Source organism: Pseudovibrio japonicus (assembly GCF_014651595.1).
GTDB lineage: Bacteria > Pseudomonadota > Alphaproteobacteria > Rhizobiales > Stappiaceae > Pseudovibrio > Pseudovibrio japonicus.
The window spans coordinates 80,673-106,646 of record NZ_BMXE01000005.1 but is presented as its reverse complement, the minus strand read 5'-3'; the positions used below and the strand labels follow the sequence as shown (position 1 = coordinate 106,646).

18 protein-coding genes and 1 tRNA gene are annotated in these 25,974 nt (G+C 53.1%); 11 read left to right on the top strand and 8 right to left on the bottom strand.

Features of this window, described 5'->3' with window-relative positions; all coding sequences use genetic code 11:
* Positions 1–5: 5 nt before the first annotated feature.
* The gene (locus IE076_RS14745) at positions 6–470 is read left to right on the top strand and encodes a (2Fe-2S)-binding protein (RefSeq protein ID WP_189437556.1); all 465 of its coding nucleotides are present in this window, start codon (positions 6–8) and stop codon (positions 468–470) included.
* 2 nt (positions 471–472) lie between these two features.
* Complete coding sequence (locus IE076_RS14740) at positions 473–2,755, top strand: xanthine dehydrogenase family protein molybdopterin-binding subunit (protein WP_189437555.1); 2,283 nt, start codon at positions 473–475, stop codon at positions 2,753–2,755.
* A 77-nt stretch (positions 2,756–2,832) separates the two neighbouring features.
* On the opposite strand, the gene IE076_RS14735 is transcribed toward IE076_RS14740, so the two are convergent.
* Positions 2,833–5,817 (bottom strand): AsmA family protein, encoded by a 2,985-nt coding sequence (locus IE076_RS14735; RefSeq protein WP_189437554.1) that lies wholly within the window; start codon positions 5,815–5,817, stop codon positions 2,833–2,835.
* A gap of 366 nt (positions 5,818–6,183) precedes the next feature.
* Here IE076_RS14735 and IE076_RS14730 point away from each other — a divergent pair, with 366 nt between their 5' ends.
* On the top strand, positions 6,184–6,654 hold the full coding sequence (locus IE076_RS14730) for a tellurite resistance TerB family protein (protein WP_189437553.1): 471 nt from the start codon (positions 6,184–6,186) through the stop codon (positions 6,652–6,654).
* Between the two features lie 23 nt (positions 6,655–6,677).
* The gene (locus IE076_RS14725) at positions 6,678–7,427 is read left to right on the top strand and encodes a glutamine amidotransferase (protein ID WP_189437552.1); all 750 of its coding nucleotides are present in this window, start codon (positions 6,678–6,680) and stop codon (positions 7,425–7,427) included.
* A gap of 48 nt (positions 7,428–7,475) precedes the next feature.
* Here IE076_RS14725 and IE076_RS14720 read toward each other — a convergent pair whose 3' ends face one another.
* The 3 genes from IE076_RS14720 to IE076_RS14710 all read right to left on the bottom strand — a co-directional run bounded on the left by IE076_RS14720 (position 7,476) and on the right by IE076_RS14710 (position 12,895).
* Complete coding sequence (locus tag IE076_RS14720) at positions 7,476–8,087, bottom strand: acetate uptake transporter (RefSeq protein WP_189437551.1); 612 nt, start codon at positions 8,085–8,087, stop codon at positions 7,476–7,478.
* A 301-nt stretch (positions 8,088–8,388) separates the two neighbouring features.
* Entirely contained in the window at positions 8,389–11,835 is a 3,447-nt protein-coding gene (gene pyc / locus IE076_RS14715; protein WP_189437550.1) for a pyruvate carboxylase, read from the bottom strand.
* A gap of 340 nt (positions 11,836–12,175) precedes the next feature.
* Positions 12,176–12,895: a LuxR family transcriptional regulator gene (locus IE076_RS14710; RefSeq protein ID WP_189437549.1), complete on the bottom strand. Its 720-nt coding sequence runs from the start codon at positions 12,893–12,895 to the stop codon at positions 12,176–12,178.
* A 960-nt stretch (positions 12,896–13,855) separates the two neighbouring features.
* Here IE076_RS14710 and IE076_RS14705 point away from each other — a divergent pair.
* The 5 genes from IE076_RS14705 (at position 13,856) to IE076_RS14685 (ending at position 19,760) form a co-directional block, all read left to right on the top strand.
* Positions 13,856–16,834 (top strand): helicase-related protein, encoded by a 2,979-nt coding sequence (locus IE076_RS14705; protein WP_189437548.1) that lies wholly within the window; start codon positions 13,856–13,858, stop codon positions 16,832–16,834.
* A 22-nt stretch (positions 16,835–16,856) separates the two neighbouring features.
* Entirely contained in the window at positions 16,857–17,258 is a 402-nt protein-coding gene (locus IE076_RS14700; RefSeq protein ID WP_189437547.1) for an RNA-binding S4 domain-containing protein, read from the top strand.
* A 186-nt stretch (positions 17,259–17,444) separates the two neighbouring features.
* Complete coding sequence (fdxA, locus tag IE076_RS14695) at positions 17,445–17,783, top strand: ferredoxin FdxA (protein WP_189437546.1); 339 nt, start codon at positions 17,445–17,447, stop codon at positions 17,781–17,783.
* Between the two features lie 410 nt (positions 17,784–18,193).
* The gene (locus IE076_RS14690; protein ID WP_189437545.1) at positions 18,194–18,778 is read left to right on the top strand and encodes a CarD family transcriptional regulator; all 585 of its coding nucleotides are present in this window, start codon (positions 18,194–18,196) and stop codon (positions 18,776–18,778) included.
* A gap of 118 nt (positions 18,779–18,896) precedes the next feature.
* Complete coding sequence (locus tag IE076_RS14685; RefSeq protein ID WP_189437544.1) at positions 18,897–19,760, top strand: RNA polymerase factor sigma-32; 864 nt, start codon at positions 18,897–18,899, stop codon at positions 19,758–19,760.
* A gap of 2 nt (positions 19,761–19,762) precedes the next feature.
* On the opposite strand, the gene IE076_RS14680 is transcribed toward IE076_RS14685, so the two are convergent.
* Positions 19,763–21,232 carry a M48 family metalloprotease gene (locus tag IE076_RS14680; protein ID WP_209009140.1) on the bottom strand — a complete coding sequence of 490 codons (1,470 nt, stop codon included), beginning with the start codon at positions 21,230–21,232 and terminating at the stop codon, positions 19,763–19,765.
* A gap of 21 nt (positions 21,233–21,253) precedes the next feature.
* Entirely contained in the window at positions 21,254–21,925 is a 672-nt protein-coding gene (locus IE076_RS14675) for a thermonuclease family protein (protein WP_209009139.1), read from the bottom strand.
* Between the two features lie 346 nt (positions 21,926–22,271).
* On the opposite strand from IE076_RS14675, the gene IE076_RS14670 reads away from it, so the two are divergent.
* Positions 22,272–22,348, top strand: a tRNA-Arg gene (locus IE076_RS14670).
* A 192-nt stretch (positions 22,349–22,540) separates the two neighbouring features.
* Positions 22,541–23,695, top strand: coding sequence for an alpha-hydroxy acid oxidase (locus IE076_RS14665; protein ID WP_189437543.1), 1,155 nt, complete (start codon positions 22,541–22,543; stop codon positions 23,693–23,695).
* A gap of 13 nt (positions 23,696–23,708) precedes the next feature.
* Here the strand turns inward: IE076_RS14665 and IE076_RS14660 are convergent, their stop codons facing one another.
* Together IE076_RS14660 and IE076_RS14655 are read right to left on the bottom strand one after the other, a co-directional pair.
* The gene (locus tag IE076_RS14660) at positions 23,709–24,713 is read right to left on the bottom strand and encodes a Gfo/Idh/MocA family protein (RefSeq protein WP_189437542.1); all 1,005 of its coding nucleotides are present in this window, start codon (positions 24,711–24,713) and stop codon (positions 23,709–23,711) included.
* 32 nt (positions 24,714–24,745) lie between these two features.
* A complete protein-coding gene (locus tag IE076_RS14655; RefSeq protein WP_189437541.1) occupies positions 24,746–25,945 on the bottom strand; it encodes an AGE family epimerase/isomerase in 1,200 nt (399 codons plus the stop codon).
* Positions 25,946–25,974: the final 29 nt, after the last annotated feature.

Below are 25,974 nucleotides of genomic sequence, written 5' to 3'. Positions count from 1 at the left end.
AACCAATGTACCCGAAAATACCTCTGACCGTGAATGGTCAAAACCGAGAGATAGAAGCTGATCCGGAAATGCCACTTCTGTGGGCGCTTCGGGACATTATGGACATCAAAGGCCCGAAGTTCGGATGCGGTGTTGCCGCCTGCGGTGCCTGCACTGTTCTGATCGACGGTGAGCCTGTGCGCTCCTGCTCCCAGCCAGTTGGCGATGTAGAAGGTGAAATCACCACCATCGAAGGCATCTCTCAAGGCAATGAGCTGCACGCTGTCCAGCAAGCTTGGATGAAGCATTCCGTGCCCCAGTGTGGTTACTGCCAGGCCGGTCAAATCATGGCCGCCGTTGCTCTTCTGGAAGAAATCCCGAACCCAACCGATGAAGACATCAGCGATGCCATGACCAACCTGTGCCGCTGTGGAACCTACCCGAAAATCAAAGCCGCGATCAAAGACGCAGCACAAACGCTGGGAGCCTGAAGATGAGCCGTTTGGGAAAATGCACCCGCCGCGCCTTTCTCGGCCTCGGCGTTGGAGCAGCAGGCGGCCTTGCCGTTGGCTACTACTTTTACCAGAAGCCCTATGCCAACCCACTGGATGCAAACAAGGCTGAGGGCGATACGCCGTTCAACCCGTATGTGATGATCAGTGCGGACAACACCATCACCATTATCGCACCGCGTGCGGAGATGGGTCAGGGCACACACACCACGCTGGCCGCTCTGGTTGCCGAAGAGCTGGAAGTACCGCTGGAACAGGTGGTTGTCGAGCACGGCCCATCCAGCCCCGCCTACTTCAACGCCGCAATGTTCGAAGAATCCGCCCCCTTCCCGTTCTACGATGAAGGCGTTATGGCAGAAATCGCGCGCGGCTCAATGAAGATTGTCGCCAAGTTCCTCGGTATGAATGTCACCGGTGGATCATCCTCCATGACCGATGCCTTCGTGAAAATGCGCGAAGCCGGATACACAGCAAGATTTGTCCTGCTGAAAGCCGCAGCTGAGCACTTCGGCACCTCTGAGGACAACCTCACGCTGGCAGATGGTACAATCACGGACACCACCTCTGGCAAAACTGTCACGTACGGTGAACTTGCAAGCAAAGCTGTAAACATCTCCCCACCAACCGAAATGAAGCTGAAGAAAGCCAGCGACTGGAAGATCCTCGGCAAATCGCAAAAGCGCGTCGAGATCAAAGACAAAGTCACCGGTGGCCGCATTTTCGGTATCGACGTCCAGCTTCCGGACATGCGCTACGGCACTGTCAGAATGGCCCCGCGCAAAGGTGTTAGCCTCAAGAGCTATGACAAGACCGCAGCCCTCGCCATTCCCGGCGTAACAGACGTAGTCGAAATCAGGACAATCGCCGGTGAAGGCCTTGGCGTTGTTGCAGATAACACATGGGCCGCGTTTAAAGGTGCTGAAGTTCTGGAAATCGAATGGGATGATCCGCTCTCACTGCAAAACACCGACCAGATGTGGTCAGCTCTTGAGAACGCTCTGACACAGGAAGCGACCTTCGAGCTTGGCGGCACCGGATCAGACGCTGAAGTTTACACCTCCATTCCGGCAAGTGAAGAAGTATCGGCGCAGTACCGCGTTCCCTTCCTCGCGCACGCGACCATGGAGCCAATGAACGCAACTGCCCAGCACGACGGAAGCACCATCCGTATCTGGACCGGGACACAAGCTCCAGGTATCGTACAAACCGTTGTCGCAAGCCATTTCGACATGGACAGCGCCGACATCGACGTCACCACCACTCGTCTCGGTGGCGGTTTCGGTCGTCGTCTCGACGCCGACTTTGCGCTTTATGCCTCTGTCATCGCTGAGGCAACAGCACCACATCCTGTCAAAGTGACATGGACCCGCGAAGAAGACACCCAGCATGACACTTACCGCCCGATGGCGATTGGTGAATTTAAAGGTCAAGTCACACCAGACGGCACCTTGAAGACTATGGACATGCACGTGGCCTCTCCGTCCATCATCAAAAGCGTGATGCCAAGAACGTTCCCGGCCATCAGCCCAGTGGGGCCGGATAACACAGTCCTTGATGGCGCTTACAACCAGCCACTCGATGTCGAAAACCAACGCTGTCAGGCGCACGTAGCAGATCTTCAAGTTCCAGTTGGCTTCTGGCGCTCGGTCGGTAATTCCATCAACGGCTTCTTCCATGAAAGCTTCGTTGACGAAGCTGCCCACAAAGCAGGCAAGGATCCGCTTGAGTTCCGTCTGGCCCACATGACCAGCGAAGAGTTCCTGCCCGCCCGCGAGGCACTGAAGCGCGTTGCTGAAATGTCTGGTTGGGGAACACCACTGCCAGCAGGTAAAGGTCGCGGCATTGCCCACGTCCTCTCCTTCGGCACGTGGACGGCCCAGGTGGTTCAGGTGGATGTCACCGACGACACCGTCACCATTGAGGAAGTCTGGGCCGTGGCTGATCCGGGAATCGTTCTTGATCCGGGTATGTTCAAGGATCAGATCATGTCCGGCATCAACTTCGGCCTCAGTCAGGCACTGGGACAGGAGATTACATGGGCAGATGGCCAGGTCGAACAAGCTAACTTTGATAGCTTTGACGCCATGCGCATGTATCAGGCACCAAAGATCACTGTCGAGCTGCTGGAGAACTCTCCACGCATGGGCGGAGCTGGCGAACCGGGCACACCGCCTTCAACACCGGCACTGGCGAACGCGATCTTCGCAGCGACAGGCAAACGCATCAGACAAATGCCACTCAGCAACGAGATCGACTTCATCTAAGAAAGATCGACTTCACCACACAAAAAAGGCCCGGAGCAGACATCTCTCCGGGCCTTTGTTTTTCTCAGGTCCCTTGATCAATCAGTAAGAAAGCCAGCTGGCATTCCAAACGCCTCCTCCAGGGAGGTCAGTGTCGCATCCGGGTCTGCCGTTCCATCAGCAACAGCTTTCACATTCACATTGCCCGGCCCACGAGGCACAACATCACGGCGTTTGAGATCACGCTTAGGTGCACCGCTCTTGGCTGGTCTCTTCGGCGTTGAGGCCACAACAGCAGGTGCTGGCACATCCTCCGGCTTTGCAACAGGCACCAAAACCTTCGCACTATTCGTATTCGGCGCAGCATCCTCGCTGAGCGGAGGCAGATCATCCGCAGCAACTGAAGCCGTCGTTACACTCGCCTCTTCTTCAGATGGCTCCACAGCGACAGGCAGTGCCTCGGCAACCGTCTCGGAAGGCTCCGGCGCATTGACTTGTCCGTCTTTCGCCGCCGCAGTACGCAGGCGCTGCACCTCTTCAACGGTTTTTGCAGTTTCCAGATCTTCTGCAAGCTTGTCAGAGAGCTTCTGAGTCTGCTTCACATCCCCAAAAGACGCACTCGCGTATTCTTGCTTATCGACAGGCTCGAAACTTGGAACATTGATCGAACCACGGATCTTCAGTGGCGCCACATCACCGGACTGTGCGGTTTCCGTGCCTTCACCGCCAATCTTGCTCTGATCCAGCAAGCTTGGCTGCAGATACCACAGAACCTCGCCATCCTTGATGTTGATCGCACCACGCCCTTCAACAAGAGCCGTTTTGCTCTGCAACGTCAGCGCCTGGAACTCCGCAGTGCCCCGATCAAAGACAACATCCGCACCCCAGCTGGAAAATTCTGTCCGGTCCGCCTCGGTAAACGGCCAGCCTGTAATGCCTTCACTGCTGACAGAGGCGACCAGCCGATCAACATCCAGCTCGTGCAGCATCCCGTTGCCAAGCTGGAAGCTGAGTGCACCGCCCATATTGACCCAGAAATCACTTGGGGTGCTGCCAGAAGTGTTCACATCCATCTCGGCGTAAAGATTGCCATCAACACGCGGCATATCGCCAAGCGAGGCAAGGAAAGGAGCCGCATCAATACCCTTAAGCGAAAACTCCGCAGAAATACCCGGCTTGATCGTGGCACCATTCAACAGAAGCTTACCGGCGCCCTCACCCTGATAAAGGCCAACCCGCGCCACGTCCAAAGCGAGTCGCCCCTCGGAAAGCACTGCTTTCAACTCCGCATTCTGCCCGCGAAGCGCACCAAGGCTGAGGTCCTCAATAGACAGCGCCAGATCCAGATCGAAGCTGCGCAGAACCGAGAAGTCGTAGGCCCCTTCACCCTTTGCATTCTTGTCGTCATTGCGAGAGAACATCTTGTCAAAGGAGGCCTGCTTAATTTGCAACTCACCACTGAGTTTCGGAATTTCTCCGGTGTCGAGCCGGCCACTGCCCGTCAAGCTGGTATCATCCAGTCTAAACTGCGCATTCTCAAAGGAAACGCCATCTGCATCAGCTTCAAAGCGCCCAGCTAGCTCAAGCTTGTTGCCACGCAGGTATCGCGGCAGCGGACGCCCGTACCAGCGCGCCAGATTATTGAAGTCAATAGTTTGAAAGGCGAAAATTCCGTCAAAGCCATCACTTAAGGAATAAGGGCCGGTCAAACTGCCCGAAAACATCTCACTGGAGAACGCCAGATCAATATTAGCATCTGAGCGTAATCCGCCCTGCAGAACAATCGGCTCACCCTGCCAACGCGCAGTGCCTTTCAGCTCCAGAGGATTGGAAAGCCCGGAAAAGACCATAGTGAGGTCCATATCGTCGAGCGCTTCCTCGCGCCCCTCTACCGCAAGCATCTCTGGCAGCTGGATGTTGGCGATACGCCCCTTTCTCAGCAGAGCGCCACCCTCAACTTCCAGACCTGCGACCAGTTCCTCATAAGACTGCCCAACGCCGTAGAACGAGGCATCCACATTAGCAAAACCTGATGCCGCTGTATCCAGCCCGGCAAGACGAAGAAGTTGCTCGAAATCCAGAGACTGGCCAGTAACCTGGCCTTTCAGCTCATAACCGTCTTCAAGATAATTGAGTGCAATATCGCCGCCAAAAGCGACGGAACCCGAGGTGATGGAAAGACCCTTGGTGCGAATACCGCGTTTACGGAAATGCACTTCACTGGTCAGCGCACCGCTTCCGATACCTTCCGGAAACTTCACAGCATGCTGCGCGGCAAATGCAGCAAGGTCCGGCAGTTCCGCAGTAACTTGCAATCGCCCAACAGGACGGACACCAAACGCCAGCTGACCTTCAAAGCCAAACTTCTCCTGCGCCGGTCCGACAACATGAGCCTCAACAGCAGTAGCCTGTGCATTCTGCAAAGCGGTTACAGACCCGACACGGCCACCAACCGCATAGCGCTCATCCCCAAGAACAAACGCTCCCTCAGCCGTCAGGGCATCACTGCCGCTTTCGAAGTTCAACGCAAGATCAATATTGGAAAACACCAGAGGGGCTTTGGGCTCAGGTTCACTGTAGGAGATCTGACCCCGTTCAATACTCAGGGTATCCAGATCCAGCTGATCCATAAAGGAAGCAACCCGGCCTGCAATATTCGCAGCAACCATGGGAGCCTCCCCGTCTTCATCACTGGCCAACAGCGGTTGCCAGGAGGACGCTCCTTCCTGATCAACTTCAAGGGTCCAGTTGGGTTCGATGAGTTCAATATTCCGAATGATGTTGCCGCCAGTCAGCAAACGCAGAGAGTTCAGCTCAAATCGGGCTTTTTCCACCCTGGCGAACTCGATCCCATCAGCCCTCGCGGCACCGGCAACACCAACATTTTCAACCTCGATAGCCAGTGTTGGAAACAAATCCACACTCGTGCGTCCGTCAAGACGCAGCTTCCATCCAGTTGCCGTCTCAAATGTTTCCGCAATTTGGGCTTTCAGCTGTTGCTGCGGAACGAGAAGCGGTGCAAGCACCAGACCGCAAACCAAAAGAGCAGCCAGAGCTCCAAAGATAAGAAGAGAGCGTTTCATTTAGTCTTAGTATCCTAGTGGACGATTTCTTGAAGCCGAAAATTGGACTCACATGTAAGCAGCTTGTACTCAACAAATACAGGGCACAAAGCCCGTAGAAAACGTCTAAATTATGATTAGTTAAAGTCTTACAAGCCCCGGAACAAAGCCAGCTGTCGTTCTGAACCAGGGACTTCTAACACATTTGCTCCCAAGTGTCGCAGTATCAAGTGGTGTCAAACTGGCGATTTTAATTCCTTTTCTTTCTCATTTGAAATTATTTTTGCATATCAATAGTATTCCAATTGGAGCCGAAACACCTTTACGCATCTCAGAAAAGCACTAAATAAAGCTACAAGAAAACAAATAACTGCATGGAGCATATGAATGCTGGACGCCCTGAAAAAATTCTTCAAAGGCCTGTCAGGCGAACAGGAGCAAGAAGGCCGCTTTTCTGAAGATGATGAACGGTTGGCAGTGGCGGCGCTTATGTTCCACATCATCACAGTAGATGGCGAGATCGGGCAACAGGAGCTGGACCAGCTCAAACGAATCCTACAACAGCAATACGATTTGAGCGACGATGACACTCAGGAGCTCATGGACCTTGCACGCGAACGCGACGAGGATTCTGTCGATCTTTATCGCTTCACATCTGTCCTCAAGCGCAAGCTGGAGCCAGAACAACGACTTAGAGTTATTGAGATCCTCTGGGAGATGGGCTTCGCAGATGGGTCAGTTCACGAATTTGAAGACAATACAATTTGGCGCGTTGCCGAGCTGTTAGGCGTCTCGTCCAGAGACCGCATGGAGCTCAAACAAAAAGTTGCTCATCGACAGGGGGGCAATAATTCTTAGTCTACTTAATGGTTAGGAGATAAATGAAAGAAGGTATTTCTCGACACCAGCCTAAAGTGCTGGTGGTGCTGCATCAGGAAACCTCAAACCCCGGTCGCGTTGGACAACAATTGATCAAACGCGGCTTTGAACTGGACATCCGGCGTCCACGCTTTGGAGATCCATTGCCGGAAACACTAGCAGACCACGCGGGCGCAGTCATCTTTGGTGGTCCAATGAGTGCCAATGACAGTGATGACTTTGTGAAACGGGAAATCGACTGGATCAACGTTCCACTCAAGGAAAACAAGCCATATCTGGGGATCTGCCTCGGCGCACAGATGCTCTCCAAACACCTCGGCGGTACGGTAACAGGGCGTGACGACGGATTGGTCGAAATCGGCTATTACCCACTGAAAGCAACACCATCGGGCACCAAACTGATGGCGTGGCCCGAACAGGTTTATCAATGGCATCGCGAAGGCTTCTCACTGCCATCAGGTGCCGAGCTTCTGGCATCGAGTCCAACTTACGAAAATCAGGCGATCCGCGTTGGCGAAAATGCATTCGGCATTCAATTTCATCCCGAACTGACGTACGCCATGATGCACCGCTGGACGACACGTGCCGCACATCGTCTGGTGCTGCCAGGTGCCAAGAAACGCGGCGAGCATTTCCGAGAAAGCTTCGTATACGACCCTGCGGTGCTGCATTGGCTGGAAGCATTCATGGACAACTGGATCGGTTATGCATCCGAACCTGCCAGGGAATGGTCATCTCAGACAGGTAAATAGACAAGCCCGGTCACAGGACCGGGCTTTTCACATCGCTTTATAGCTGGATTATTCAGCTGCAACAGCATCAGCACCAGCACCAGTCGCCTTCCCACCCGGTTGCAGAACCGGTGAACCAACCGGCAGAACATCCCGGCCACAGATATCCTTGTAAATGATATGTGCCATCACATACCAGGCGCAGAAGGAACACAGGATCAGCACGTAACCCGCGATCACGTTAAAGAACGCCGGACCAAAGTGCCCCAGAACCAACAAGATAAAACCGAGAAACAAACTGCCGAAAATGGAAGCTTCCGCAGTATGCACGTGCAGTGCCGCGTAGAACATGATGCCGGTGTAGATGGCGAACGGCAGCAGGAAGAAACCGATGTCAGTGTGCGAGGCTGCGTAAAAGCCCAGCTCATTGCCAGCAAGAATGCCTGCAAAAGCCAGCCAGAATGCCCCATAGATCGTGAAAGCGCTGTAGCCGAAATTGTTGCCGGTCTTGCCCGTCTGGAAACCAGCAACCATCTGCGCAAGTCCACCAACAAAGACGCCAAGCCAGAGAACCGGCCCCATATTCTCAAGCAGACCAATGTTCGCCATCTGCAGAACAAAGGTCGTGATACCAAATCCAGCCAGACCAATGACTGCCGGGTTTCCTGTTTTAGTTTGCACCGTTGCACCCTCAATAAAAAACCCAACTCTGGCCCTGTAGGAAAGCAGTTCCTAAAGATCAGAAATTGGGAGACACACTCATGAATTAGTTGGGGCGCTCAATACAGAAGCACTCAGACAGGAACAATCGCACTACTACGAAACGTAGCAATACCTAACGAAAAACGTTACGGTCAGAACCATACAACATGTTGATTAATATGAATTTTTATTCCCCAAAAATAGAAAAACCAGCAATGCATAGTGCTTATGCACCAAACGCATTGCTGGTTAATCTCAACAAATCAAACAGGCTTCAGATCTATCCCTTAAACGTACAGATCAGATCCTTGGCATCAAGCTGGTCGCCTGGAGCAACACAAACCTCGTTGATCTCCCCATCCCGCTCGGCATGAACCGATGTTTCCATCTTCATTGCTTCAATGGAAACCAGCAGGTCCCCTGCTCTGACGGTCTGACCCGCCTTCACACCCAGCGTTGAAACCACACCCGGCACAGGTGCGCCAACCTGAAGCTCGTTGTCTTCATCCACCTTGCGGCGCGCAGGTGCGTTAGCTGCACTGTGGGTCCGGTCAATGATACGGATGTTGCGTGGCTGACCATTCAGCTCAAAGAACACACGCTTCTCACCCCGTTCATCAGTCTCACCGATCGCAAGGCAAGAGATAACAATCGTCTTCCCCGGCTCCAGCTCAGCCATGATCTCGTCACCAACATTGAGACCGTAAAAGTAGGTTGGCGTTGGTAGCACGCTAGTCGGACCATACTTGTCCTGCGCCTTGGCAAACTCCGTATACACCTTCGGGTACATCAGCATGGAAGAAAGCTCCTGCTCGGACCCTTTGCGGCCCAAGATGCCTGCAAGCTCCTTGCGCTTCCCATCCATATCTTCAGCTTCAAGCAAGGACCCCGGACGAACCGTGATCGGCTTTTGCCCTTTCAGAACTTTCTTCTGCAGATCAACAGGCCAGCCCCCCGGAGGGATACCAAGGTCACCATGCAGCATGTTCACGACAGATTCCGGGAAGGAGACTTCCTTCGTCGGATCAAGAACATCCTCAGTTGTGATGCCCTGTGACACCATCATCACCGCCATGTCACCAACAACCTTGGAACTCGGCGTCACCTTCACAATGTCACCGAACATCATGTTCGCATCAGCATACGCCTTGGCAACTTCGTGCCAACGCATCTCCAGACCAAGCGAGCGCGCCTGTTCTTTAAGGTTGGTGAACTGCCCACCGGGCATCTCGTGCAGGTAAACCTCGGAAGCCCCGAAGCGTAGGTCACTTTCGAACGCACGGTACTGGGTACGCACCGCTTCCCAGTAGAAGGAAAGCTGCTGGATGCGATCTGTGTTCAAACCGCTGTCACGGGAAGTCCCCTTCAGCGCTTCAACAACAGATCCCATACATGGCTGAGACGTCAGGCCAGACAGTGAGTCCATCGCCAGATCAACAATATCAGCACCGCTTTCGACCGCAGCTAGAACGGAAGAGGCTGCAATGCCAGAAGTATCGTGGGTATGGAAGTGGATCGGCAGATCGGTCTCTTCCTTCAGCGCCTTCACCAGTACCTTCGCCGCCTGAGGCTTCAGCACCCCGCCCATATCCTTAATGCCAAGAATATGCGCGCCCGCCGCTTCAAGCTCTTTTGCTAGTTTAACGTAGTACTTCAGATCATACTTAGGACGCCCGCTGTTCAGAATGTCGCCAGTGTAGCAAATCGCTGCCTCACACAACTTGCCTTGTTCTTGTACGGCATCAAGCGAAACGCGCATGTTCTCAACCCAGTTGAGACAGTCAAACACGCGGAATACATCCACACCAGCTTCAGCAGCCTGCTGCACAAAGTGCTGAACCACGTTATCCGGATAGTTGGCATACCCCACGCCGTTGGACCCACGCAGCAACATCTGCATCAGCAGGTTCGGCGCTTTCTCGCGCACAAGACGCAGACGCTCCCACGGGTCTTCTGTCAGGAAGCGCATGGACACATCAAAGGTCGCGCCGCCCCAGCATTCCAGAGAAAACAGCTCAGGCAGACCCTGCGCATAACTGTCCGCCACCTGCACCAGATCATAGGTGCGCATGCGTGTAGCAAGCAATGATTGATGTGCATCACGCATAGTAGTGTCAGTAACCAGCACTTGCGGCTGCGCTTTTACCCACTTGGCAAATTTCTTCGGACCAAGTTCCTCAAGCTTCTGACGGGTCCCATCCATCACAGGCAGTTTGAACTTTGGCGCGACCGGTACCGGCGCAGCAGCCGGCGGCTTGGGGCGGCCCTTGGTCTCCGGATGCCCGTTCACGGTCACATCAGCAATATACGTCAGCAGCTTGGTTGCGCGGTCAGCCGTCTTAATGTTCTCAAACAGCTCCGGCGTGTTATCAATAAACCGCGTTGTATAAGAGTTATTCTGGAAGGACGGATGTCCGATAATTCGCTCAAGGAAAATCAGGTTGGTCGCAACGCCGCGAATACGAAACTCACGCAGCGCACGGTCCATACGCGCACAAACTTCTTCAGGCGTCGGCGCCCAGGCGGTCACTTTTTCAAGCAGCGGATCATAGAACCGGGTGATCACCGCACCGGCGTAAGCCGTACCACCATCAAGACGGATACCAAAACCGGTCGCCCCACGATAGGCAGTCAAACGACCATAATCAGGAATGAAATTGTGCTCAGGATCTTCAGTGGTAATACGGCACTGAAGCGCATGACCGTTCAGCACAATCGCGCCCTGTTCAGGCACACCAGTCACGGCCTCGTCACCAATGCGGCCACCTTCCGCAATGCGGATCTGCGCACGAACGATGTCGATACCGGTAACTTCTTCAGTAACAGTATGTTCCACCTGAATACGCGGATTCACCTCAATGAAGTAGACCTTGTCGGTATCCGCATCCATCAGGAACTCAACGGTACCCGCACCACAATAACCAACTTCGCGGCCAATCTTCAGACCATACTCACAAAGCTCTCGGCGCTTATCCTCATCGAGGTAAGGCGCGGGTGCACGTTCAACCACTTTCTGGTGGCGGCGCTGAATGGAACAGTCGCGCTCAAACAGATGCACAAGGTTGCCATGCTGATCACCAAGAATCTGCACTTCAACGTGACGCGCACGTTCGACAAGCTTTTCGAGATAAACCTCGTCCTTGCCGAATGCTGCTTTGGCTTCACGCTTGGCCTCAACTACCTCGCGCAGAAGCGTTTCTTCGTCATGGATGACGCGCATACCGCGGCCACCTCCACCCCATGAGGCTTTCAGCATCACCGGATAGCCGATCTCGAGCGCAAGACGCTTCACTTCTTCCATATCATCCGGAAGTGGGTCCGTCGCAGGCATTACAGGAACGCCAGCTTTAATTGCCAGCTCACGAGCAGCTACTTTGTTGCCAAGACGGCGCATGGTCTCTGGTGAAGGGCCAATAAAGACGATGCCATTCGCGGCGCACGCCTCAGCAAACTCCGGGCTTTCAGAAAGGAAGCCGTATCCAGGGTGGATCGCATCAACGCGCTGCTCTTTTGCAACGCGGATAATCTCATCAATAGACAGGTATGCTTCAATCGGCCCCATCCCTTTGCCGACCTGATAGGCTTCGTCCGCCTTAAAGCGATGCAAAGCCAGTTTGTCTTCTTCTGCAAAGACGGCAACCGTCTGGAGACCAAGTTCATTTGCAGCCCGGAAAACGCGGATTGCAATCTCTGAGCGGTTAGCAACCAATATACGTTGAATAGCCAAAGTAGGTCCCCCAGTTTCTATGTATTTTGGGGTTTTATAGTCGAGCTACTCCACCGATGGAAAGATTAATTTATAGTCACAAGAATCATTACTATATTTACCGGACCAGAAAACATTAGGAAAACGGGGAAAATCTAGGGAATTTTTCACTTAATTGAGAAAAACTAAACACGTAAAAATATTTACACAAATCTGTTAAACTTTGTCTTTGCTAATATATCTCAACAAAAAGTTCTACTTAAGATATAGAAACTGAAAATTCAGAGACTGCTGCACATGTGCAAACAGCAGGATTCGCGGTGCGAACCCTGCCGAGAGCATAGGTAGGTGTCATTTAAGCTTATCGAATAAGGCCGAGCCGGAAACCCTCAGCCACCGCGTGTGTTCTGTTCGCAGCATGCAACTTTCTGGCAGCAGAAGCCAGATACCAGTCCGCAGTATGCTGAGAGATATTTAGGATCTGACTGATCTCCCAACTTGTTTTACCTGCAGCAGACCACTTCAGGCATTCAAGTTCGCGAGGCGTAAGGCGATGACGCGGACGAGTGGTGTTGGCACCAACCAGCTCGCGCACCTTATTACTCGCATAGATACCAACCAGATGAAGAACACTAATTTCGCGTTCATTCAGTCGCACTTCTGGTCCGCCAAAAATCAGCATGCCTTGATAGCCCTGAAGGCCATGTACAGGCACACAAACGCCGTCATACATTCCGTAATCGCGCGCTTCTGACAGAACTTGCTGTGCAGCTGCAGTAAGATTGCGATCACGGGCAACGCTGGACCAAAGGAAAGGACGACTAGCAGTGCGCGCTTTCGCGACAATCGGATCATTCTGTATGTAATCACGGTCAAGATAACGTTGTTGCCACTCAGGCCGCCATCCACTCAACATGATAGACCCATCAAAGGATGCGCCAGCTTCGGGGATCGCAGCGAGACAGAAACTTGTGAAGCCAAAAGACTGACCAAGCTCAGCAATACGCTTAGAAACACCGTCAGGTGTCTCTTCATTATTAACAGATTCAACAAATTCAAGTGCAGCAGTCAACGGATTCATTTTATACACCCCTACATATTATGCCTCCAACAACCTTACTCTACGCAATCTCCACCGATTATAGAAGGTGTATCTATCACCCATCTTCTATTCGATGATGATTATTTTCGTAATGGGAAAGAAATCTATTCAATTTAACTTTCTATCCAATAGAAATACGGCCATATATATTGACATTGTTAAATTGCACTATGTCTTTTTAGAAAAACTCGTATAGAAGAACTTTACACCTAAAATGAGCACTAGTTTTTCTTTGGAAAAAGCTATTGAAAGGAGCAAGTTAACGTTTCGTTAACTTCGTATTCTTCGGGCTTCAGCGCCATTGTGCATGTAATCTGGCAAAAGCATTCCACTATTTCACAGGCAATCGAGTTTAGATTCCTCGTTTCTTTTTATCCTGCATAGATGCAAAAAACTTAACGATAAGCCTGAGGGGAAAGCGGGGATAACTCCGCCCAAGTGCTACTTGGGGGGCAAAAAAAGCCCCTCAGCATACCCCATTTCACTCTAATCACCGGTAGACCTTTGGGGATTTAGAAGTGGCGATTTCGCGCAAATTAAAGATAATCATTAATGAAATCAGCTGGTAAGAATAACCAATATGTTACCGAATATATACAGATATACACGTATCCCGTAACCTTTAGACCTAACGCACCCTCACCCAAGCGGCATGTGCTATACGTTATAGTCATTCATCATATTCATGGAAAACAACAGAGCGATAATCACGTATACGCTGGTAAGCGCTTACATATCGCCGTGAAACTAGACTCCCATTCCAGCCCTCATCATCAGCATTTTTTGTCTTTCTTCATTCCAGAGCTTTACAGCGCTTTCCTCTGCCATATAAATGCCACTTCATTGGGTGAGGCACCGCTAGGGCATTTTCGGTATCCCAGCCAAAGAATTGAGTGCCGAGATACGTTTGGCCATAAGACTACGGAATTGCACTTCTAGATGAACAAGAACACGCTGTACCGAACAACAAGATCACGGTCTGTCACCGCGATCTTGGGGCCAACGAACACTGGTAAGACACATCTGGCCATTGAACGCATGAGTGCGTACTCATCTGGCCTCATAGGTCTGCCCCTCCGCCTGCTGGCCAGAGAAGTCTATGGCCGTCTCGTAGAGAAGAAGGGACCGGACCTCGTCGCACTGATCACCGGCGAAGAAAAGATCATCCCGAAGAACCCGCGCTTCTGGGTCTCCACCGTCGAGGCCATGCCAAAAGATCTGGACGTGGACTTTGTCGCCATCGATGAAGTCCAGCTTGCAGGTGACTTGGAACGGGGCCACGTCTTCACCGACCGCATTTTGAATTTGCGCGGCAGAGAAGAAACTCTGCTGCTCGGCTCCTCGACCATTCGCCCACTTCTCGAAAAGCTGATGCCGGGCCTGAATGTGATCACCCGACCGCGCATGTCCATTTTGACATACGCAGGCTCCAAGAAGATCACACGCCTCCCTCGCCGCTCCGCCATCGTCGCATTTTCATCCGATGAAGTTTACGCCATCGCAGAACTGATCCGGCGCCAGCGCGGCGGCGCTGCTGTCGTCCTCGGTTCCCTTTCTCCAAGAACGCGCAACGCGCAGGTTGACCTGTTCCAGAACGGCGACGTTGACTGGCTCATCGCCACCGACGCTGTAGGCATGGGCCTCAACCTAGATGTGGACCACATCGCGTTCGCCGGGCACCGCAAATTCGATGGCTATCAGTACCGTCAATTAACCCCGGCAGAGAACGGCCAGATCGCCGGACGCGCTGGCAGACACCTTAGAGATGGTACTTTCGGCGTAACTGGCCGAGTCCCCGGTTTTGATGAGGAACTGGTCCACCAACTCGAATCTCATGAGTTTGAACCACTAAAAGTGCTGCAATGGCGCAACCCAAACCTAGATTTTTCCTCGATTCGTGCACTTTTGCGCAGTTTGGAGCATTCTCCGCGCGAAGAGGGCTTGACCAAAGCCCCTCCGGCAGAGGATATCGGTGTTCTCGAACTTGCTAATCGTGACAGGGACATTATTTCCCTTGCGACAACGCAGGAGCGAGTTTCATTGCTGTGGGATACCTGTCAGGTTCCAGACTATCGCAAGATTGCTCCGGCAAACCATGCAGATCTCGTTACAGGGATATATTCACATCTGGTCCAGGACGGAGCCATTCCTGATGACTGGTTCAATAGTCAGATCAAACTGGCGGACAGGACCGATGGGGATATCGACACATTGGCGAACCGGATTGCTCATATCCGAACGTGGACCTTTGTTGCAAACCGTGCCGACTGGCTGAATGATCCTGCTCATTGGCAGGGCGTGACGCGCGGCATAGAAGATCGATTATCAGATGCCCTTCACGAACGGCTTACCCAGCGGTTTGTGGACCGGCGAACCAGCGTATTGATGCGACGTCTGAGAGAGAACAAAATGCTCGAAGCGGAGATCACCGCAACCGGAGATGTCCTTGTAGAAGGACAGCACATTGGCCAGCTTCATGGCTTCCGGTTTGCTCCGGATGCAACGGCAGAAGGACAGGAAGAAAAAGCTGTCCGTGCTGCGGCCCAAAAAGCACTAGCTAGTGAGATTGAAAACCGTGCAGAACGGTTGTCTCGCGCGCCTAACGAAGAGTTCATCCTCTCCGATGATGGCACACTAAGATGGCAGGGCGAAGCGATCGCCCGCCTGGCGGCTAGTGAACAGACCCTGCGCCCATCCCTGATCATTCTTGCTGATGAGCAATTGACGGGACCTGCACGCGATATGGTGCAGGAGCGCCTTGATCTATGGATCAAGACACACATCGAAACTCTCCTGAAGCCGCTTTTCGACCTGGAACAGGCCGAAGAGGTTGAAGGCATCGCTCGTGGCGTGGCATTCCGCCTGACCGAGAACCTCGGTATCCTTGAGCGTCAGGAGATTGCCGATGATATTCGCCAGCTCGACCAGCAAATGCGCGGTTCCCTCCGCAAGCTCGGTGTTCGCTTTGGTGCTTATCATGTCTATGTCCCGGCTCTTCTGAAACCAGCCCCAAGCCAGCTGCTCGCACAGCTCTGGGCGCTGAAAGAAGGCAAGAGCGGCATCAAAGGCCTGACTGAGCTTCCTCAGCTGTCCGCTTCTGGTCGTACCTCTGTTCCTGTCGATCCGGAAATCGAACACGCGCTTTACCGCGTCGTCGGCTTCCGCGTTTGCGGCCCACGCGCCGTACGTGTCGATATTCTGGAGCGCCTTGCTGACATCATTCGTCCGCTGGTTGCCTGGAAACCTCTGGAAGAAGGCGTCGAGCCGCCAGAAGGTGCCATGGCTGAGGGCGGCGCGTTCACCGTCACTGTTTCCATGACCTCCCTGCTCGGTTGCGCAGGCGAAGACTTCACCAACATCCTGAAGTCTCTCGGCTACCGTCTGGAAACACGCGAAGAACAGCGCCCAGTTGCCAAGAAGCCTGAAGCAGCTCCTGCTGAGACAACCGAAACTGCGCAAGCAGAACCGGTTGAAGGCGAAGCAGCAGCTCCTGCTGAAGCTGAAAGCGTAGCAGCTGCACCCGCAGCAGAAGAAGCTGTCTCTGAAGAAGTTGTCGCTGAAGTCCTCGACGAGGCCCCAGCAGAAGCTTCTGAAGAACCAGCTGCCGAACAAGAGATGGAAACGGTTACCGTTGAAATCTGGCGTCCGGGTCGTTTCGGCGGAAACCGCAACAACAACGAACGTCAGCGCAACGCACGCGGTGGCAACGAACGTCGTGGCGGTCAGCGCAGCAACAACAATCAGCAGCGTCGTAACCCGGGTAAACCTGGCGGCAAAGGTCGTGGCTTTAACAAAGGCCAGCAGAACCGCGGCCATCAGGCAAAGCCTGCTCCGCGCAAAGACAAGCCGTTGGATCCGGATTCTCCATTCGCAGCGCTGATGTCTTTAAAACAGAACTTGGAAAAGGGCGACAAATAGTCGCCCCTTCAGGATAACGCAGATGGCAGCACCAGAACCACAAGGCTCAATTCGTATTGACAAGTGGCTCTGGTATGCGCGCATCACGAAATCCCGGACACTGGCACAAAAACTGGCAGTGTCCGGCCACGTCCGACTCAATAAAGAAAAGATTGCGGCCGCCAAAACCGCTGTAAAGCCCGGTGATGTACTGACCATCACAATGCCGCGGCGCCTTTTGATCCTTAAGGTTTTAAAACTTGGAACCCGGCGCGGTCCAGCCCCTGAAGCACAAGAGCTTTATGAGGACATGTCCCCCCCGCCTCCACCCAAGGAAACACAGGTTCCGGTGGCCAAGCGAGAGGCTGGTGCAGGCCGCCCGACAAAGCGGGATCGACGCCAGATTGCCCGGATTCGGGGCTTCAACGAAATTGATCCTTTTTAGCGGCGACTTTAGGCAAATTTTGCCCCAAAATAGCCAACTCTTCGCCTATGACACCGCTTGCGCTACCCACTGAAAACCGGTAGCAAAGAGTTCAAAGTTTAATGGACGAAAAATCGTCAGGGCCGCAAGAGCCCATGCCGTTTGTCTCCAGACAAAACTGCAAAGCCAGAGACTAAGAGGATTGCGATGACATACGTCGTCACGGACAATTGCATCAAATGCAAATACACCGACTGTGTTGAAGTTTGCCCGGTCGATTGTTTCTACGAGGGCGAGAACATGCTCGTCATTAACCCGGACGAATGTATCGACTGTGGTGTGTGTGAGCCGGAATGTCCAGCAGACGCAATTCTCCCTGACACTGAGCCCGGCCTGGAAAAGTGGGTTGAGCTCAACGCCGAGTACTCAGAGAAGTGGCCGAATCTCACCGTCAAGAAAGATCAGTTACCAGAAGCTGCAGAATTTGATGGTGTTGCAGGAAAGCTTGATAAGTATTTCTCTGAAAAGCCGGGCGCCGGAGACTAAGATCCCGAAAGCCTAGAATTACCAATCATTTATTATTTGCCAAACAGTATCCACGGATGTCTTAAATCCTCTCTTGCTTGAGAGAGGTTGGAAATCCGTGGATAATGTGCTATACACTTTGTTACAGTTATTTGGCAGTCTGGTGCATCCTCCCCAATCGGAGGTTTTTTTATGATCGCAGTTCTATAGAGCGGCGAAGATTAATCTATTCCAGCATTCGCCGAAGTCGCCAAAACAGTGAATTCGACTGATCACATTTGAACGCGAAACCAATTGGTGCGAGAAAGTACTTTTCGCATAAGTTGGACTTTTCACGTTTTTCTACAGAGAAAGATGCAGCGAACTCGCTGCATCTAGGTTGCTTGTGTCTGCCAGACAAAAGTAACCACTGCGCAGGAGAAGTATAGCGTATGGCCACACCCGCAAAAAAGACCGCGCAGCGTCAGGGGTTTAAAACAGGCGAGCACATCATTTATCCATCTCACGGCGTTGGTTTGATTACTGCGATTGAAGAGCAGACCGTAGCTGGATACTCTCTTGAACTTCTCGTAATTGAATTCGAACAGGATAAAATGACGCTCCGCGTTCCAGTCGCAAAAATTGCTTCTGTTGGAATGCGTAAGCTTTCTGATGCATCCACCGTTAAAAAATCTCTTGAAACCATTGCAGGCAAGCCTCGTGTAAAGCGCACCATGTGGAGCCGCCGCGCACAGGAATATGAAGCAAAGATCAACTCGGGCGATCTTGTTTCTACTGCAGAAGTTGTCCGCGATCTTTATCGTTCTGATTCTCAGCCAGAACAGTCCTACTCCGAGCGCCAGCTTTATGAAGCTGCTCTGGACCGTATGGCACGCGAGATTGCAGCCGTTCAGAAACAGACTGACACGGAAGCAATTCGTCAGATCGAAGGCGTTCTGTCCACGGCTCCAGGGCGTGCAGCAAAAGTTGCTGCGACAACGGACGGTGAAGACGGAAGTCAGGAAGAAGCTGCTTAATCAGCCTCTTCTAACTAACTCTTTCTAAGAGGCCCCGCCCTGAGCGGGGCTTTCTTTTTGGGTTAACAGATCCAATGGAGCGCCAGCGCCGTATCCCATTCAACAACGGGAGGCGATTATGGCTCACCAAGAAAGAGACCAAAGTCTCGGGCCTCTTGCTCGCTTGGCAAGAAAAGCCCCATATCTGTCAAAAGAAGAAGAATACGCTCTGTTGGATCGTTGGATCACCCGGCGAGACAACCGCGCGCTTGATAAGCTATCCCTTTCCCACACACGTCTGGTGATCGCACTCGCCCTAAAGTTCAAGTCCTATGGCGTTCCGCTCTCTGATCTCATTCAGGAAGGACACATCGGCTTGATGGAGGCGGCTAATCGGTTCCAACTGTCAAAAGATGTGCGCTTTGCCACCTATGCATCTTGGTGGATCAAGTCGTCCATTCAGGATTATGTCCTGCGCAACCAGTCCATCGTGCGCGGCGGCACATCCTCCCGCCAGAAAATGCTGTTCTTCGGCTTTAAGCGCATGCGGACGGAACTCGCTAACAAACACCCGAACCTGAGCGAAGCTGAGCTTCACGAGCAGATGTCTAACCAAACCGGCGCAAAGCTGCAGGACATCACCATGATGGCAGGTAGACTAAGCGGCAAAGATGCCTCGTTGAACGCAACACTGCGCGGCAGCGAAACAGCCCTGGAGCTTCAGGATACACTTCCCGCAGACGAGCCGCGCCCTGATGAACTTGTGGAACTGCGAGTGGACGGTGCACGCGATCAAAAACGTCTTTACAGCGCACTCAGAAGTCTCAAACCACGTGAGCAACGCATCATTAGAGAGCGCAAACTCAATGAGCAGACCATTACATTGAAAGCGCTTAGCGAAAAACTAGGCGTCTCGAAGGAGCGTGTTCGTCAGATTGAATCCCGCGCAATGCAAAAGCTCAAAGACGCACTTACCCAATCAGAGAACAACACGGCCGACTGATCTTAGTCAGTAATCACCTTCAGCAGCTCGCCCTGCTTGAAACGCTGGTTCGCCTTCACCTGGTTGAGGATCGTAAACAACTCCAGACGACGGGACGGCTCAACGCCGCTCATACCAACAGCCAGCTTACGCGCTGTCTCCCCACCCTTAGCCTGAATGATCTTAACTCGAAGTGGGTTAAGCCTCGCCTGTTCAGTAGGGCTAAGCTGCCTGAAACTTCCAAGCGACTTTTCAAAATCACTAGTAAATACAGCGGTTGGCGAGCGATTTGCGAAGATAAACCTATATCCGGTTAATCCAATCCGGACCACACCAATGCGGAACGACCAACCATCTGTAATTGCTGATCCAATAACCGCTGGCAGGCCGTTAATTGTGGTCGGGCGGACACTGTTGTCGATCAGGCCATTGATCCAGCCTGATAACATATAATCGGTTAAGCTGGCGTATCCGGTCAGATCAGCGCCATCAAATCGCATGGCTGTGCCGGATTTATTGCTGGCGAGAACGGCTTCAGCGGCATTTTCAAGCACAAACCCCTTTGGCACACTAAAGGAGATGCCAAGGCCCTTGTGCAGGAACTGACGCCCACGCACATACCCTTCCAGCGGATCATCCCCAAACAGCATTCCATCCAGACTGCGCAGGTATTCAGCACGACCGTTAAGCCCAATCCCCGGCGCCCCAATCTGCCGCGCACTCAACACTGCCCGGCGAATACGCTCAGGTGTGTTGGGATGTGAAGAAAGGAAGTCCGGCGCAGAACTGGTCTCTCCACCAAGCTGCTGGTAACGCGCAAATTGCCCCATCGTGTTCAAGAACCGGGCAGCGGCATAAGGATCATATCCCGCCCCTGCGAGCGTTCTCACGCCCACATCATCCGCCTCAAGCTCCTGCTCTTGCGAGAACCGCGCAAACTGATGCTGCTTCTCTTTCACAGCCGCATCAATCGTCTCCTGATCCTTGCCGATATTGGTCATCACCTTGGTGACAAACTCGGCTTCCTCAGCCTGACGCTGACGTTTAATGGCGTGACGAGCCGTCACATGCGCCATTTCATGGGAAAGCACGGCAGCCAGTTCAGAAGTATCGTTTGCAAGCGCAAGCAAGCCGCGGGTGACATAAAGATAACCACCAGGAAGCGCGAAAGCATTTACCGCAGGGCTGTTGAGCAGAGTTACACGGTACTGCGCCTCAGGATCTTCAGAGGCCGCAACAAGGCCGCCAACAACCCGCGCAATCGCCGTTTCAGCTTTGGTATCATTGTAGACGCCGCCGTAAGTGGCAACGACACGCGGATGCTCCTTCGCCCCCACGTCGCTTCCAAGCCCGCTACGCAAACTACCGGGTTTTGGAGTGCTTTGATTGGCAGAGCCCGTCAGCTGACACGCAACAAGGGCTGCGGCCACTGCAGATACCGATAAAATTCTTAGGCTCGTCCGTAATCCAGACAATGCACTACTCAAAGTCATTCGCGTTTCCGGCTCTTTGCCTTAGTCCAGAAGCTCCAACTGCGCTGGATGTTTGAGCTCTATTTGGGGTCCATCGTCCAGTTGCACAACGCCCCTGAGACGAACTCTGCGACCCTCAATCATTGAAAGATCATGCCCGAACTCCGAAAAATCCGCTAGCTTTCTCCTTTGAATAATCCCGGTTAAATCTTCTGTCCAGCGCTCACCAAAGTTCAAGTATGTTCTGGATCGTGTTTGCCCCACAGAAACCAGCTTGGCTTCCACAATCCCGTAAAGTCCAATTTGCGCGTAGCCTATTGACTTATAATCGATAATTACATTTTTAACGACCCATAATCCACTGGTTGTCTTACGAGCGTCTCTTTCAAGTTTAATAAGTAATTTCAGACAATTGAAAGCTCTCAATTGTGGCTTAACAATGGCCACTCCGGCCTCTACCAGTCTGGCAGACAAATCCCGCCGGTCACGGTCGAGCAGAATCGCGGGCTTCCGCCCCCATCGGTCGCTCTTTGTAGCCAATGCCTGAACATAAACCTCACCGCCCCCAAGAAGCTCCGCTCCCATTTCCCCAAACGGCTCCGGAACCATCAAGTCAGCAAGATAATAAGCGTGCCCGTCACTGGCGGTAAAACTCACCGGATTACTGAGCGCTTCCTCCAGCAGGATCACGGACAAGCCTTGCTCAGCTGACACAGCTTCATCACACGGCCCGGCAAACGCTCTCCCCGTGCAAAACAGCAATACTAAAAATAGGCCCATGGATCGCGCGGACACTGCAACTCGCCCTTCAAGATACAATTGAAAATTATATCAGGTCACCTGCCCATGAACGCCCCTCAGAACTCTCGGGCAAAAAAAGCAGAGAAACACGGACCACAAAAATTCCCATGTTTAAACCGACGCCTAGCCTGTTCACAGCTGCTCAATCTGTCTCGCATACCTCCGATTTTCATGATATTTGAAAACACGCAGCATCTTCAGCTGCCAAGATCTGATGCGAGTAGCCTAAAGAAATCTCGGCTAACAAAGCACAGCCAAAGGCCCCGTAGCTCAGCTGGATAGAGCGGCCGCCTCCTAAGCGGCAGGTCACAGGTTCGAATCCTGTCGGGGTCACCAGCTTTCCAGCAAACGCATATCAATCATCTTACGCATGAAAAGCGTGAGCTACATATGTGTCTCCCGATCTCATAAGAAAACCACCCCCAGCTATACCTGTAGACGCAAGTCTAAAGCCTCGCTTATTGACATATCACCGATACGTGCAATCCCTTTATAGATAGATCGAATGTTTCGGGGGGAGGCCCGTACATGGCACCAATTTTAGAAATCAATGATCTCAAAGAACGCGCTCGCAGACGCGTTCCGAAAATGTTTTTCGATTATGCAGATTCCGGCTCATGGACCGAGAGCACCTACAAAGCCAACGAGAGTGACTTCGCCAAGATCAAACTGCGACAGCGCATCGCGGTTGATATGACCAACCGGACCCTAGCCACCAAGATGATCGGACAGGATGTCTCAATGCCTGTCGCGCTGGCCCCAACCGGCCTGACTGGAATGCAGCATGCCGATGGCGAGATCCTCGCGGCACAGGCAGCAGAAGAATTCGGCGTTCCCTTCACCCTTTCAACCATGAGTATCTGCTCTATTGAGGCGGTCAGAGCCAAAACAACAAAGCCGTTTTGGTTTCAGCTCTACGTGATGAAGGATCGGGACTTCATCAACGCGCTCATTGACCGCGCCAAGAATGCTGGCTGTTCTGCACTGGTGCTCACCTTTGACCTACAGATCCTCGGCCAGCGTCACAAAGACCTACGCAACGGCCTGTCTGCCCCGCCAAAGTTCACCCCAAAGCACATATGGCAAATGGCAACACGCCCAATGTGGTGCATGAATATGCTCACCACACAGAACCGCTCCTTCGGTAACATTGTCGGTCATGCCAAGGGCGTTGCAGACCTCTCTTCTCTCTCCTCATGGGCAGCAGAGCAATTTGACCCGCGGCTGAGCTGGGATGACATTGAGTGGATCAAAGAACGGTGGGGCGGCCCGCTGATCCTGAAAGGTATACTGGACAGAGAAGATGCCCGCCACGCAGTCGATCATGGCTGTGATGCGATCATCGTCTCGAACCACGGCGGACGTCAGCTGGACGGCGCACCATCCTCCATAGAAGTCCTGCCGGAAATCGTTGACGAGGTCGGAGACAAGGTGGAAATCCACTTCGACGGCGGCATTCGCTCGGGACAGGACGTATTGAAAGCCATCTGCCTCGGTGCAAAAGGCACCTACATCGGCAGACCATTCCTCTACGGTCTGGGCGCTGGCGGAAAGCAAGGCGTAACGCAGTCACTGGAGGTAATCCAGAAAGAACTGGACATCACCATGGCGCTGTGTGGCCGCCGCGATCTCAATACACTCAATCGCGACAACCTGTATTCCATCAATGGCGTTAAGGTGTAACGCTCACTGACACTCAGTCGGGAGACCCAATGGTCTCCCAGCTGCCACTGCGTTCAGAACGGAACATCGCATCAATGATGTCCATCATCTGAATCGCATCATCAACGCCATAAGGCAGCTTCTCCTCGCCCCGAACCACGCGGGAGAACAACTCCCCCTGCAACGTGTACTGATCACAGGCAGGAATGCGCTCCACTTCAAGCCCGCCATCACCCAGCGCAGTGCCGGAATCCAGACGCAAAATGGTCTCTGCACCCGCAGGCGCGTTGAATGGAATAAGGATTTCCAGCCGCTTGGCGGTCCCAACCAGATTGATCCGCTGATACGGAGCCGACTGCGTGGAAACCGTAAACTGCGCCTGACGTCCCTCACCAAAGTCCATCATTGCAGATGTCAGACGGTCCGTGCCAAAATTCTTGTCACGGTCAATCAGACTCACAACCCGCTCAGGCTCCGCATTGTAAAAGTAGCGCCCCGCCACAATCGGGTAGCAGCCCACATCCATCAGCGCCCCACCACCAAACGCGGGTTTATTGCGAATGTTATCTGGGTCCTGATTATTATAGGAAAAGAACGCCTGAATGCTCTGCAACTTGCCCAGCTCGCCGGACTCAACAATCTCCAGAGCCCGCTGCCATTGCGGATGTGCCCGCACCATAAAAGCTTCCATAACAAAGCGATCACTCGGCATATCCCGCAGCAGACGAGCTTCCTTCGCATCCAGCGCAATCGGCTTTTCACAAAGTACATGCTTTCCGGCCTTCACCGCCTCTACCGTCATCGGCACATGCATGTGGTTTGGCAAAGGATTGTAAATCACATCGATATCAGGATCTGCCAGCAACGCCTCGTAGGACCCGTAAGCTTTCCCGATTCCCAGCTCAGCAGCAACCTTCTGCGCATTTTCCTCATCGCGTGAGGCAATCGCAGCAACCTCAAGGTTCTTGGCTTTCTGCAGAGCCGGAATGACCTTCTCGCGGCCAATCCGTGCAGTGGATAGAACACCCCACCTAACCATTATGATACTCCCTATCTATCCTGCCCGGAACGCTACTTGGTATTCTCAAGCGCAATCACCTTCTGCCCAACCACGGTTTGCGAAAACCGGTCAAGCTCGGAGATTGCTGAAATGATGTGGTAAAGCGAGCTTGCCGGAGCCGCTTCCTGCACAAAATCGCCATCCGGCAACAGCTTATCTTTCCAAAGGCCTGCTGGCACATCCTCAAAGAAGAGTTCCAGCGCCGCCAGAGCATCCAGCATGGACTGGCGATAACGCGGCCATTCACTCTCCGGCGTACTCTCCAGCATCGCCAGAGAGCCCTTAAGCCACTCCGCCTGCGACCACAGACGCGCCAGAGGGTCACGCATGGAGAAATCATCGTTGATCCCCATCACCGCAACGCCGCGTTCACGGTCAACACCATATGTCTCCGCAATCTCAAAGAGACGGACAGCAGCAGCCTTGGCCCGCCGATCCCCGCGCAACTTGCTCCAGCGGGTCAAAAGCCAGGCCCATTCAAAATGGTGCCCCGGCTCCAGCACCCTGCCCTCATCACCCGGCATCGGCGACCAGTCCAGCGCAAAGAACTCACGCAAACCACCCGTCTTCTCGCAGATGAAGTGCTTGAGGCAAAGCTCACCCAATTCATCGGCCAAAGCGGACCAAACAGCCTTCTGCTCAGCGCTTAGATTGTCAGAACGTTCCCATTCCAGACACATCTCGAACAAATGCATATGCGGGTTAGCACCCAGCGGCGCGCGCGCAGGCTCAGCCTCCTGAAAACCAGCGGTAGGATGTTTGAAGCGACTGTTCAGCACATCAAGCAGCGCCTTGGCCTTCGCACAGGCCTCTTCGCGCTTCTCACTATTCACATCAGCAATGCTGGAAAGTGCCAGTAACGCAAACGCCTGATTGTAAAGATCAAAGGACGGATCAACCAGCTCACCCTCAGGCGTCGACAATGCGCCAATATACCCGTCGGAAGTCCCGTAAACCCGCTCCACATAAGCCTGCGTGCGCAGCACAACGTCCATCCATGGGCCATCCCAGCCCAAACGACCAGCTTCGCAATACACAAACACCATACGCGGATTTACCCGACCACGCCTATTATCGGTGCTGCCCTGGCACTCCAGCGTAATGGTCTCTGCAAAACCACCGTTCGCAGCATCCTCACCCGCCTTCAGCCAAAGCGGCAATGCATCATCAAACAACCATGTGCGCAACTTATTCAGATGATCGACAATCACGTCCGCTACTCCACACCATCAGCGGCCCG